General features: G+C 73.1%; 10 protein-coding genes and 1 pseudogene. 7 read left to right on the top strand and 4 right to left on the bottom strand.

The genetic code is table 11. The annotated features are described in order from the left end of the window. The first annotated feature begins 16 nt into the window (after positions 1 to 16). The 6 genes and pseudogenes from OG974_RS22035 to OG974_RS22010 form a co-directional block, all read left to right on the top strand. Complete coding sequence (locus tag OG974_RS22035) at positions 17 to 550, top strand: bacterial proteasome activator family protein (protein WP_327284368.1); 534 nt, start codon at positions 17 to 19, stop codon at positions 548 to 550. 130 nt (positions 551 to 680) lie between these two features. Continuing rightward, positions 681 to 1,550, top strand: coding sequence for an NTP transferase domain-containing protein (locus OG974_RS22030; RefSeq protein ID WP_327284367.1), 870 nt, complete (start codon positions 681 to 683; stop codon positions 1,548 to 1,550). After that, positions 1,547 to 2,848 (top strand): molybdopterin molybdotransferase MoeA, encoded by a 1,302-nt coding sequence (locus tag OG974_RS22025; RefSeq protein WP_327284366.1) that lies wholly within the window; start codon positions 1,547 to 1,549, stop codon positions 2,846 to 2,848. Before OG974_RS22030 ends, OG974_RS22025 begins: the two co-directional genes overlap by 4 nt. Beyond that, on the top strand, positions 2,836 to 3,936 hold the full coding sequence (locus tag OG974_RS22020; RefSeq protein ID WP_327284365.1) for a potassium channel family protein: 1,101 nt from the start codon (positions 2,836 to 2,838) through the stop codon (positions 3,934 to 3,936). Before OG974_RS22025 ends, OG974_RS22020 begins: the two co-directional genes overlap by 13 nt. Before the next feature lie 35 nt (positions 3,937 to 3,971). Further along, a complete protein-coding gene (locus OG974_RS22015; RefSeq protein WP_328763230.1) occupies positions 3,972 to 4,949 on the top strand; it encodes an NAD(P)H-quinone oxidoreductase in 978 nt (325 codons plus the stop codon). A 134-nt stretch (positions 4,950 to 5,083) separates the two neighbouring features. Further along, a pseudogene (locus OG974_RS22010) lies at positions 5,084 to 5,580 on the top strand (FAD-dependent monooxygenase); the annotation flags it as partial. A 25-nt stretch (positions 5,581 to 5,605) separates the two neighbouring features. Here OG974_RS22010 and OG974_RS22005 read toward each other — a convergent pair. The 3 genes from OG974_RS22005 to pdhA are packed head-to-tail and all read right to left on the bottom strand — an operon-like array spanning position 5,606 to position 9,038. After that, entirely contained in the window at positions 5,606 to 6,907 is a 1,302-nt protein-coding gene (locus tag OG974_RS22005; protein ID WP_328763229.1) for a dihydrolipoamide acetyltransferase family protein, read from the bottom strand. Beyond that, entirely contained in the window at positions 6,907 to 7,875 is a 969-nt protein-coding gene (locus tag OG974_RS22000) for an alpha-ketoacid dehydrogenase subunit beta (protein WP_327285722.1), read from the bottom strand. The genes OG974_RS22005 and OG974_RS22000 overlap by 1 nt, the downstream gene beginning before the upstream one ends. 26 nt (positions 7,876 to 7,901) lie before the next feature. Next, positions 7,902 to 9,038, bottom strand: coding sequence for a pyruvate dehydrogenase (acetyl-transferring) E1 component subunit alpha (pdhA, locus tag OG974_RS21995; protein ID WP_327284362.1), 1,137 nt, complete (start codon positions 9,036 to 9,038; stop codon positions 7,902 to 7,904). Between the two features lie 178 nt (positions 9,039 to 9,216). Between pdhA and OG974_RS21990 the strand changes: the two genes are divergently transcribed. Next, positions 9,217 to 9,783, top strand: coding sequence for an Lrp/AsnC family transcriptional regulator (locus tag OG974_RS21990; protein WP_327284361.1), 567 nt, complete (start codon positions 9,217 to 9,219; stop codon positions 9,781 to 9,783). A gap of 69 nt (positions 9,784 to 9,852) precedes the next feature. Here the strand turns inward: OG974_RS21990 and OG974_RS21985 are convergent, their stop codons facing one another. Continuing rightward, the gene (locus tag OG974_RS21985; protein ID WP_328763227.1) at positions 9,853 to 11,481 is read right to left on the bottom strand and encodes a PKD domain-containing protein; all 1,629 of its coding nucleotides are present in this window, start codon (positions 11,479 to 11,481) and stop codon (positions 9,853 to 9,855) included. Between the last annotated feature and the right edge of the window lie 29 nt (positions 11,482 to 11,510).

Here is an 11,510-nt window from a genome sequence, read left to right as displayed (position 1 = left end):
GCGAGAGAATGACGGCATGGAGATGCCGAGGAGTGAACGGTCGCAGGACAGCCCCCCGCCCGGCCTGATCGTGGGACAGGACGGGATGCCGGTCGGCGGCGCCGATGACGAGTCGCGCGAGGTCCCGGTGACGGAGATGGTCGAACAGCCCGCCAAGGTCATGCGGATCGGCAGCATGATCAAGCAACTTCTTGAAGAGGTCCGCGCCGCACCTCTGGACGAGGCCAGCCGGGTCCGTCTCAAGGACATCCATGCAGCGTCCGTGAAGGAGCTGGAAGACGGCCTGGCTCCGGAGCTGGTCGAGGAACTGGAGCGCCTCTCCCTGCCGTTCACGGAGGAGGCCATTCCGTCCGAGGCCGAACTGCGCATCGCACAGGCCCAGTTGGTGGGCTGGCTGGAGGGCCTGTTCCACGGCATCCAGACCGCCCTGTTCGCGCAGCAGATGGCCGCGCGGGCCCAGCTCGAACAGATGCGCCGGGCCCTGCCGCCGGGCGCCCCGATGGACGAGGAAGACGGCCACGGCGCCATCCGCTCGGGCCCGTACCTGTAGCAGCCCCTTCCCGGGGTCCGGCCGGCGCCGGGTCCCGGGACACAGCCCGGACGCACCCCGGGCCACCCCCGGATGAGCCTCCGGTAAATGCAGTCCCCCGCAGGGGACATGGCCCGCGCATACTCGGGGCATGACCTACGACGCGATCGTCCTGGCCGGCGGAGCGGCCCGCCGCCTCGGAGGCGCGGACAAACCCGCCCTCCACGTGGGCGGCCGCGCCCTCCTCGACCGCGTTCTCGACGCCTGCACCGACGCCTCGACCACCGTCGTGGTCGGCGGCCGCCGCCCCACCGCGCGCCCGGTCCGCTGGACCCTGGAGGACCCGCCCGGCGCCGGCCCCGTGGCCGCCCTGGACGCAGGTCTGCGCGCGACCAGCGCCGAGCTGGTCCTCGTGCTCTCCGCCGACCTCCCGTTCCTCGACCGGGCCACCGTCGAGACCCTCCTACGGGCCCCCGCCGCCGGCGGCGACGGCGCCCTGCTGCGCGACCCCGACGGCCGCGACCAGCCCCTCGTCGCGGCCTACCGCGCCGAGCCCCTGCGCCGCGAGATCGCCCTCCTGGCGGCCGAGCACGGCAGCCTTTCCGGGCTCCCCCTGCGCGCCCTCACCGCCGAGCTGGACCTGGCCAAGGTGACGGATACTGCGCCACTCGCCTCCTTCGACTGCGACACCTGGGACGATCTCGCAGTCGCCCGAGCCCGGATCAGGGAGCATGGAAACGTGCTGGACCAATGGATCAACGCCGTCAAGACCGAACTGGGCATCGACCTCGCCGTCGACACCAAGACCCTGCTCGACCTCGCCCGGGACGCCGCGCACGGCGTCGCCCGGCCCGCCGCCCCCCTGACCACCTTCCTGGTCGGTTACGCGGCCGCACGGGCCGAAGCCGCCGGCGCCGACCCCGCCACGGCCGTCGCCGAGGCTTCCCGCAAGGCCGCCGATCTGGCCCTGCGCTGGGCCGCCGAGACCGAAGCCGAAGCCCGAGAGAACGGCTCAGGATGACCCCCACCGACGCCGACCACGCCCTCCAGGCCCTCGACGAGGCCCTGGCCCTGGTCAGCCGCGCCCCCCGCCCCGCCACGGCCGGGGCCCACCGCGCCACCGCCTGGCCGCAGGCCCGGGAAGCGGCCGCGCGCACCGGATCCGGCATCCGTCCCCGCACCCACCGGGTGCCCCTCGCGGACGCGCTCGGCGAGGTGCTGGCCCAGTCCCTGGAGGCACTCACCGACCTGCCCTCCTTCGACACCTCCGCCATGGACGGCTGGGCCGTCGCCGGCCCCGGCCCCTGGACCGTGCGCCCCGGCGGCGCGGTGCTGGCCGGCTCCGACCGCCCCGAGCCGCTGGCCGACGGCGAGGCCGTACGGATCGCCACCGGCGCCCGCATCCCCGCCGACGCGACCGCCGTGATCCGCAGTGAGCACTCCCGCGAGTCCGGCACCCAGCTCCACGCCGACCGGGCCGTCCTCACCGGTCAGGACATCCGCCCGCGGGGCCAGGAATGCCGCTCCGGCGACCTGCTGCTGCCCGCCGGCTCACTCGTCACCCCAGCCGTGCTGGGCCTCGCCGCGGCCGCCGGGTACGACGAGCTCACCACCCGGCCCCGGCCCCGCGTCGAGATCCTGGTCCTCGGCGACGAACTGCTCACCGAAGGCCGCCCGCACGACGGCCTGATCCGCGACGCCCTCAGCCCCATGCTCGGCCCCTGGCTCACCCGGCTCGGCGCCGAGGTCACCGCCACCCGACGGCTCGGCGACGACCCGGCCGGAGCCAAGGCCCTGCTGGACGCCGTAACGAGCTCCGATGCCGACCTGGTCCTCACCACCGGCGGCACCGCCTCCGGGCCCGTCGACCACGTCCACCCCGTCCTGCACGAGGCCGGCGCCGAACTGCTGGTCGACGGCGTCGCCGTACGGCCCGGGCACCCCATGCTGCTGGCCCGGCTCGGCGACCGCGAGGCTGGGCGCCATCTGGTCGGTCTGCCCGGCAACCCGCTCGCCGCCGTCTCCGGGCTGCTGACCCTCGCCGAACCGCTGCTGCGCGCCCTGGCCGGCCGCCGCCAGCGCCCCCGGTACACGGTTCCGGTCCAGGGCGACGTGCCGGGCCACCCGTACGACACCCGGCTCGTGCCCGTCCTGCTGACCGACGAGCACGCCGTGCCGCTGCGCTACAACGGTCCCGCGATGCTGCGGGGCGTGGCCGCCGCCGACGGGCTGGCCGTCGTACCGCCGGCCGGAGCGCGCGACGGACAGGACCTGGAGATCCTCGACCTGCCGTGGGCCTCCGGAGGATGTTTCACGTGAAACTGCACGGCCAGGACGCGATGGCCCGCGGCCCCGACGAGAAACTCGTCTCCCGGCGCATCAAGCTGCCCAAGCGCGTCGTGGAGAAGCCGCTCCGACAGGTCGGCAAACGCCTGCTGATGGCCCTGTTCGTGCTGTTCCTGACGGTCCTGATCGTGTGGCTCGACCGGGCGGGTTACCACGACAACGCCAACGGCACGGTCGACCTCCTCGACTGCTTCTACTACGCGACGGTGACCCTGTCGACGACCGGCTACGGCGACATCGTCCCGTACAGCGACAGCGCGCGGCTGACCAACATCCTGCTGATCACCCCCTTGCGCGTGCTCTTCCTGATCATCCTGGTCGGAACCACGTTGGAGGTCCTGACCGAGAAGACCCGGGAAGAGTGGCGGCTGAGCCGCTGGAGGAAGAACTTGCGTGAGCACACGGTCGTCGTCGGCTTCGGCACCAAGGGCCGCTCGGCCCTCCAGACGCTGCTGGCCACCGGCCTCCGCAAAGAGCAGGTCGTCATCGTGGACCCGAGCGCCAAGGTGATCGACACGGCCAACGCAGAGGGCTTCACGGGCGTGGTCGGCGACGCCACGCGCTCCGACGTCCTGCTCCGCGCCGAACTCCAGAAGGCCCGTCAGATCGTCATCGCCACACAGCGGGACGACACCGCCGTGCTGGTCACGCTGACGGCCCGGCAGATGAACCGGGGCGCGAAGATCGTCGCGGCGGTCCGCGAGGAGGAGAACGCGCCGCTGCTGCGCCAGTCGGGTGCCGACGCGGTCATCACGAGCGCGAGCGCGGCGGGCCGGCTGCTGGGGCTCTCGGTGCTCAGCCCCAGCGCGGGCACGGTGATGGAGGACCTGATCCACCAGGGCAGCGGGCTCGACCTGGTCGAACGCCCGGTGCGCAAGTCCGAGGCGGGCAGGGGCGTACGGGAGACGGACGACCTGGTCGTGAGCGTGCTGCGGGGCCACCGGCTGCTCGCGTACGACGACCCGCACGCGAGCCCGCTTCAGCTGACGGACCGTCTCATCACCATCGTCCGCGCGGCACCGACCGCCACCCCGCCGGCGACCCTCGGGCCTGCGGACTAGCCACCCGGACACGGAGTTGGCGTACCCTCCGGGCCATGCATGCGATCACCATCGAACAGCCCGGCGGACCCGAGTCCCTCGTCTGGGCCGAGGTGCCCGATCCGGTGGCCGGTGAGGGCGAGGTCCTCGTCGACGTCGCGGCGAGCGCCGTCAACCGCGCCGACATCCTGCAGCGCCAGGGGTTCTACGATCCCCCGCCCGGCGCCTCCCCCTACCCCGGCCTGGAGTGTTCGGGGCGGATCTCCGCCCTCGGCCCGGGGGTGTCCGGCTGGGCGGAGGGCGACGAGGTGTGCGCCCTGCTCGGCGGCGGCGGGTACGCGCAGCGCGTGGCCGTCCCGGCGGGCCAGCTGCTGCCGGTGCCGGCCGGTGTGGACCTCGTGACGGCGGCCGCACTGCCCGAGGTGGTCTGCACCGTGTGGTCCAACGTGTTCATGGTGGCCCACCTGCGCCCCGGCGAAACGGTGCTGGTGCACGGCGGCTCCAGCGGCATCGGCACGATGGCGATCCAGCTGGCGAAGGCGATCGGCGCGACGGTGGCGGTGACCGCCGGCGGCCCGGAGAAGCTGGCCCGCTGCAAGGAGCTGGGCGCGGACGTCCTGATCGACTACCGCGAACAGGACTTCGTGGCGGAGCTGCGGGCCGCGACGGGTGGCGCCGGCGCGGACGTGATCCTGGACATCATGGGCGCCAAGTACCTGGCCCGGAACCTGGACGCGCTGGCCGTGAACGGACGGCTGGCGGTGATCGGGCTCCAGGGCGGGGTGAAGGCCGAACTCAACCTGGGCGCACTGCTGTCGAAGCGGGCGGCCATCACCGCCACATCGTTGCGGGCGCGCCCGTTGGAGGAGAAGGCGGCCATCGTCGCCGCCGTACGCGAACACGTGTGGCCGCTGGTGGCCGCGGGCCGGGTGAACCCGGTGGTGCACGGGTCGTTCCCGATGCACGATGCCGCTGAGGCCCACCGCACGCTGGAATCCAGCACCCACGTGGGCAAGCTCCTGCTGACCACGTGAGCAAGTGAGCGCCTGAGCACCTGCCGACGGGCCTCGTCGACGGCCATCTGAGCGCGGCGGCGACGAGCCCCTCCAGGGCCTCCCGGGGAACCGGGGTGCCCCGGAGTAGGTGTTCCAGGACCAGGCCGTCCGCCGGAACCCGATACGCAGACCCGCGGGCAGCACTCGGGCGCCGCTTCGGCGACGGGCACGAACCCACGCTGCGGCTGCTGGCGGCGACACGCCCCGAAGACGTGCTGCACCACGACGTCCACGAGCTGGCTACCCCGCTGCCCGCCTACGCCGTCGGTCGGATCGTGCTGCTCGGGGACGCCGCGCAGGCGATGACCCCGAACCCGGGCCAGGGGGCGTGCCAGGCCCTGGAGGACGCGGTCACGCTGGCCGCGGAACTGGCTGCGGCCCCGACGTCGAGACGGCACTGGCCCGCTACGACGCCGTACGCCGGCCCCGTACCCGGAGCGTGGCCCGGGCGGCCCGGCAGGCCGGCCGCCCGGGCCACCGGCTGTCCCACCCGGTGGCCGTCGCACTGCGCAACGGCGCGCTGTGGCTGGCGCCGTCCGGAGTCACGGTCCGGGCCGTCCTGCGCCATGCGGACCGGACCCCGCCACGGCTCCCGGTCCGGGTGCCGTGACCCTGCGGGGCCCCGCCGAACACGGCTACAGCGAACGCAGCAGCACCGCCGGGGACTCGACGCAGTCCGCCACGTAGCGGAGGAAGCCGCCGGCCGTGCCGCCGTCGCACACCCGGTGGTCGAACGTCAGCGACAGCTGCACGACCTGGCGGACGGCCAGCTCGCCCTGGTGCACCCACGGCTTCGCCACGATCCGGCCCACCCCGAGCATCGCCGCCTCCGGGTGGTTGACGATCGGCGTGGAGCCGTCGACGCCGAACACCCCGTAGTTGTTCAGGGTGAACGTCCCGCCGGTCAGGTCCGCAGGTGCCAGCTTCCCGGTCCGGGCCAGCTCCGTGAGCCGGGCGAACTCCGCCGACAGCGATTCCGGGTTCCGCGACTGGGCGTCCCGTACCACCGGGACCACCAGGCCGCGCTCCGTCTGCGCCGCGAAGCCCAGGTGCACGGACGGCAGCCGCACGATCTCGTTCGCCGCGAGGTCCACGGTCGAGTTGAGCTCCGGGTACTTCGCGAGCGCGGCCGTGCAGATCCGGGCCAGCAGCGCCAGCACCGAGATCTTCGGACCGCCCACGGCGTTCATCGCGGCCCGGGCCGCCATCAGCTCGGTCGCATCGGCGTCGACCCAGCACGTGGCGTCCGGGATCTCCCGGCGGCTGCGCGACAGCTTCTCGGCCACCGCACCCCGCAGGCCCTTCAGCGGAATCCGCTCACCGGCCACCGCGGGGGCCGTGGGGGCGGGGGCGGCCGCCGGCTCCGGCGCGCGGAGCGCCGCCTCGACGTCCGCGCGCAGGATCAGCCCCTCGGGCCCGGACCCGCGCAGCGCGCGCAGGTCGATCCCGTGGTCCCGGGCGAGCTTGCGCACCAGCGGCGAGATCACCGCCACCGGCCCAGTGGAAACCACAGCAGCCACCGGGGCCGCCGCGACAGGAGCGGCCGTGAGTGCGGGAGCGGCGGCGGGAGCCGGCGCTGCGGAGCCAGGTCGCACCCGCCTCCGACGCGCCGTGCGCGAGTGGTCCGTCCCGTAGCCGACCAGGACGTTGCCCGAGCCGGAATCCTCGGACTCCACCGTCTCGTCCGCGCCCGCACCCACCGCCACCGTGATCAGCGGTGCTCCGACGGGGAGTTCCGTGCCCTCCTCCCCGAACCTGGCGGTGACCACACCGCCGTACGGGCACGGCACCTCCACCATCGCCTTGGCCGTCTCGACCTCGACCACCGGCTGGTCGACGGCGACGACGTCGCCCACCGCGACCAGCCAGCGGACGATCTCGGCCTCGGTCAGTCCCTCCCCGAGGTCGGGGAGCTTGAACTCCATTACCTGCGGCATCAGTTCTCCCACTGCAGGCGGGCCACGGTGTCCAGGATCCGGTCCACACCGGGAAGGTGGTGCTTCTCCAGCATCGGTGGCGGGTACGGGATGTCGAAGCCCGTCACCCGCAGCACCGGCGCCTCCAGGTGGTGGAAGCACTTCTCCTGGATGCGGGCGACGAGCTCCGCGCCCGGTCCGGCGAAGCCGTTGGCCTCGTGGACCACCACCGCGCGCCCGGTGCGGCGTACGGACGCCACGACCGTCTCCTCGTCGAAGGGGACGAGCGAGCGCAGGTCCACGACCTCCAGGTCCCAGCCCTCCTCGCGCGCCGCCTCGGCCGCCTCCAGGCACACCGGCAGCGAGGGCCCGTACGTGATGAGGGTCGCGCTGGTGCCGGTACGCCGGACGAGTGCCTTCCCGATCCCCGGCACGGCCGCCGGGGTCTGCGGGTCCCACTGCGCCTTCGACCAGTACAGCCGCTTCGGCTCCAGGAAGACCACCGGGTCGTCGCTCGCGATCGACGCGCGCAGCAGCCCGTACGCGTCCTCCACGGTCGCCGGGGTCACCACGTGCAATCCGGGGGTGGCCACGTAGTACGCCTCGGAGGAGTCGCTGTGGTGCTCCACCCCGCCGATCCCGCCGCCGTACGGCACCCGGATGGTGATCGGCAGCGGCATCGCGCCGCGCGTGCGGTTGCGCATCTTCGCCACGTGCGAGATCAGCTGTTCGAACGCCGGGTACGCGAACGCGTCGAACTGCATCTCCACGACCGGCCGCAGCCCGTACATGGCCATGCCCACCGCGGCGCCCAGGATGCCCGCCTCCGCGAGCGGCGTGTCGGTGCAGCGCTCCTCGCCGAACTCCTTCGCGAGGCCGTCCGTGATCCGGAAGACCCCGCCCAGCGTCCCGACGTCCTCGCCCATCACGTGGACCGTCGGGTCCTCCGCCATCGCGTCGCGCATGGCCCGGCCAAGGGCCTGCGCCATCGTTGCCGGCTTCACGGCCACCGTGGTCACGACTGCTCCTCCGCGTCGAGCTCGGCGCGCAGCATTTCCGCCTGCTCGCGGAGCCGGCCGGTCTGCTCCGCGTAGACGTTTTCGAACAGGTCCATCGGGTCGAGCACCGGATCGGCGTTCATCCGCTCGCGCAGCGTCGCGGCCATCGCCTCGGCGGCGTCCTTGGCCTCCTGGATGCCTGCCGCGTCCAGGATCCCGCGGGCGGTCAGCTCGCGTTCCAGCAGGTCCACCGGGTCGTGCGCCTTCCACGCCTCGACCTCGGCGTCACCGCGGTAGCGGGTCGCGTCGTCGGCGTTCGTGTGGGCCTCGATGCGGTACGTGACCGCCTCGATCAGCGTCGGGCCGCCGCCGGCCCGGGCCCGCCGGACGGCCTCGGACAGCACCTCGTGCACGGCGGCGATGTCGTTGCCGTCGACGAGGCGGCCGGGCATCCCGTACCCGACGGCCTTGTGGGCCAGGGTGGGGGCGGCGGTCTGCTTGGCCAGCGGGACGGATATGGCGAAGCCGTTGTTCTGGACGAGGAAGACCACCGGGGCCTGCCAGACGGCCGCGAAGTTCAGCGCCTCGTGGAAATCGCCCTCGCTGGTGCCGCCGTCGCCCACCATGGCGAGGGCGACCACGTCGTCACCGCGCAGACGGGCAGCGTGCGCCAGGCCGACCGCGTGCGGCAGCTGGGTCGCGAGCGGGGTGCTCAGCGGGGCGATGCGGTGCTCGCGCGGGTCGTACCCGGTGTGCCAGTCGCCGCGCAGCAGGGTCAGCGCCTGGACGGGGTCGAGTCCGCGCGCCACGGCCGCGAGGGTGTCGCGGTAGCTCGGGAACAGCCAGTCCTGCTCCTCCAGGACCAGGGCGGCCGCGATCTCGCAGGCCTCCTGCCCGACGGTGGAGGGGTAGACGGCGAGCCGGCCCTGCCGGGTGAGGGCGGTGGCCTGGGCGTTGTAGCGGCGGCCGCGCACCAGCTCGGCGTAGCAGCGGCGCATCAGCTCGGGATCGAGCTCCGCGGCGGCCGGCGTGCCCAGCACCCGGTGCGGCTCGGGGTCCGGGAGCAGCGGGGCGGCGTCCGTGCGGGGCCTCCAGGCGGGCGGCGGGGTGGATCGGTGGGACGCACCGGCACCGGGCAGCTCTTGGACCGTCATGGCGGCGTACACCTCCTCGTGGGAAGCGGGCAGGCGGCGACCCGGATGTGAGGCGCCTCACCAACCGATTGTTCGGTCGATGGCGCAATTTGGCTACAGGCGGCTCCAGGCTGTGGACAAAGTGGCGCCGGGGCCGTGGGATGGGTGCAGGACGTCCAGGAGAGGGAGGCAGTGGGCAATGCCGGATGAACAAATGGCCGCGGCGGGTTCTGCCGCGGGTTCCGCGCCGGGCCCTCCGGGCGGTGCACCTTCCGCCCCACAGGCACCTCCGCGCCCCCTGGACCCCATCGACCGTTCGATCATGCGCCTGCTCCAGGCGGACGGCCGCGCGTCGATACGGTCGGTGGCCGAGCAGGTCCACGTGTCGCGCGCGAACGCCTACGCCCGGATCAACCGGCTCATCGACGACGGGGTGATCCGCGGGTTCACGGCGCGCGTGAACCACGAAAGGGCGGGCCAGGGCGCCTCCGCGTACATCACCCTGAAGATCGTCCAGAATTCGTGGCGGACGGTCCGCGAGAAGCTCCGCGAGCTGCCGGGCGCGGCCCACATCGCCCTGGTCAGCGGCGACTTCGACGTCCTGCTGCTGGTCCACACGCCGGACAACCGCACCCTGCGCGAGCTGGTCCTGACCCGCCTCCAGTCCATCCCGGAGGTCCTGTCGACCCGCACCCTCCTGGTCTTCGAGGAGACGGACCTGCTGGCCCCGGGCTCGGGCGGCGGCCCGGCCATCTCCGAGGAGTAGCCGGAAAAAGGCGGTGCCCCGGGACGGCCACGAAGGCCGTCCCGGGGCACCGCCTGCCGGATCGATCCGTTACTTCGTCTCGTAGTAGCCGAACATGTCGACGATCAGGTCCGTGGTGTCCCAGCTCTGGTTCCAGAAGTCGACGACGCCGTTGACGCCGCCCGAGCTCGCCTGGACCAGGTTCGGGACGGTCTTGCCGGCCGCCCAGTTCAGGGTGGAGGCCGTGGGCCGCGCCACCTCGTTCTCGGTGCCGTTGTGGTACTGGTCCGGCGTGTTGGGGTCCGGGGCGACCGACAGGAATCCGTCGGTGCGCGTGTTGGTCACCGTCGTGTTCAGGATGTAGCCCGCGATGCCCGGCTCCCCGTGGGAGATGTTCATCCAGATGTAGTTCCGGGCGTCCATCGGGCCGTAGCCCCAGGAGCGGGTGTCGAGCCTCCGGCTCGGAGCCACGGACATGTAGGCGCCCGAGCTGTCGGGGCTGTAGTAGCCGACGACGTCGACGATGACGTCGGTGCCCGCCCAGGCGCCGTTGAAGACGTTGACCTTGCCGTCGGGGCCGACGGGGACGATCACCGAGTTGGCGACGGTCTGCTTGGCCTTGAAGTTCACGTTCGACGTGTTCGGGGCCTGCTGGCCGCTCGGGTAGGCCGTCAGGTGGCCGTCCTCGCGCGGGTTGGTGGCGGTCACGTTCAGCGCCACGGCGGTGGCGTTGGCGGGCACGTACCAGCCGCCGAGCTGCACGCCGATCGTGCCACGGCCCGGGACCTGGCCCTGGGGCGCGCCCTGGCCGGCGCGGGTGTCCACGGCGCGGACCGGGGTCATCGGCGTGTAGCCGCTGGCCGCGCTGTGGGTGAAGTAGCCCGTGATGTCGGCGATCAGGTCGACCGCCGTCCAGCTGCCGTTGTAGAGCTCGATGGTGCCGTCCTTGCCGACCGGGACGACCACCATGTTCGGGACGGTCTGGTTGGCCTCGAAGTTGAGGTTCGAGGTGGTCGGACGGGTGGTACCGCCGGGGTACACCGTCACGTGTCCGGGGTTGTAGGTGTTGGTCGCCGTGACGTTCAGGGCAACGGCCGTGACGTTCGCCGGGATCTTGCCGTTGCCGGCGATCTTCACCTTGGCCGAGGAGTACGCCTGGACCATGCCCATCGGGGCACCGGTGCCGGTACGGGTGTCCAGGAGGCGGGTCGGTGCGTACGGGGTGAAGTCCGAGCCGACCGTCGACAGCGGGAGCTCGTTGACGACCTCCGCCTGGTTCGCGGCGTCCGTCACGGTGACCTTGACGTTGTACTCGCCGAGCTCGGCGTAGCTGTGCTTGAGCGACACCTCCTGGCCGGGGGCGGCGTCGGCGCCGTCCGTCGTGCCGTCACCCCAGTTGTAGGTGACGCGGAGGGTGGCGCCCGGGGAGCTGAGGACCTGGGTCTTCAGCTCGACACCGTGCGCGGAGATGGCCTTGGCGTCGAGGACGAGGCCCAGGTCCGGGTTGCCGGCTGCGACGGTCTCGCCGCCCTGGACGGTGGCGCTCGCGGCGGCCTTGCCCTGGGCCGCGGTCAGGGCCTTGCGGACCCCGTGCTCCTTCGGGCTGTGGAAGGTCTTCGTCCCGGCCGCGCCCAGCTTGGCCAGGTCCGCTCCGGGAGCGGACACCCCCTTGGCCACGGGTGCGGGCGAGCCTGCGGCCGGACCGGCCGCCTGGGCCATGCCCGGGATGAAACCAACGCTGGCCGCAA

The sequence above is a fragment of the Streptomyces sp. NBC_00597 genome, from assembly GCF_041431095.1.
Lineage (GTDB): Bacteria > Actinomycetota > Actinomycetes > Streptomycetales > Streptomycetaceae > Streptomyces.
Note: the sequence above shows the minus strand (reverse complement) of the source record. Positions and strands in the feature narration are given on the sequence as shown.

Bases quoted from the DNA above. Each gene is read 5' to 3' on its own strand.
- OG974_RS22005 (WP_328763229.1), bottom strand. From the start codon at position 6,907: ATGCCGCAGGTAATGGAGTTCAAGCTCCCCGACCTCGGGGAGGGACTG.
- OG974_RS22035 (WP_327284368.1), top strand. From the start codon at position 17: ATGGAGATGCCGAGGAGTGAACGGTCGCAGGACAGCCCCCCGCCCGGC.
- OG974_RS22000 (WP_327285722.1), bottom strand. From the start codon at position 7,875: ATGGCGCAGGCCCTTGGCCGGGCCATGCGCGACGCGATGGCGGAGGAC.
- OG974_RS22030 (WP_327284367.1), top strand. From the start codon at position 681: ATGACCTACGACGCGATCGTCCTGGCCGGCGGAGCGGCCCGCCGCCTC.
- OG974_RS22025 (WP_327284366.1), top strand. From the start codon at position 1,547: ATGACCCCCACCGACGCCGACCACGCCCTCCAGGCCCTCGACGAGGCC.
- pdhA (WP_327284362.1), bottom strand. From the start codon at position 9,038: ATGACGGTCCAAGAGCTGCCCGGTGCCGGTGCGTCCCACCGATCCACC.
- OG974_RS22020 (WP_327284365.1), top strand. From the start codon at position 2,836: ATGTTTCACGTGAAACTGCACGGCCAGGACGCGATGGCCCGCGGCCCC.
- OG974_RS21985 (WP_328763227.1), bottom strand. From the start codon at position 11,481: ATGGCCCAGGCGGCCGGTCCGGCCGCAGGCTCGCCCGCACCCGTGGCC.
- OG974_RS22015 (WP_328763230.1), top strand. From the start codon at position 3,972: ATGCATGCGATCACCATCGAACAGCCCGGCGGACCCGAGTCCCTCGTC.
- OG974_RS21990 (WP_327284361.1), top strand. From the start codon at position 9,217: ATGCCGGATGAACAAATGGCCGCGGCGGGTTCTGCCGCGGGTTCCGCG.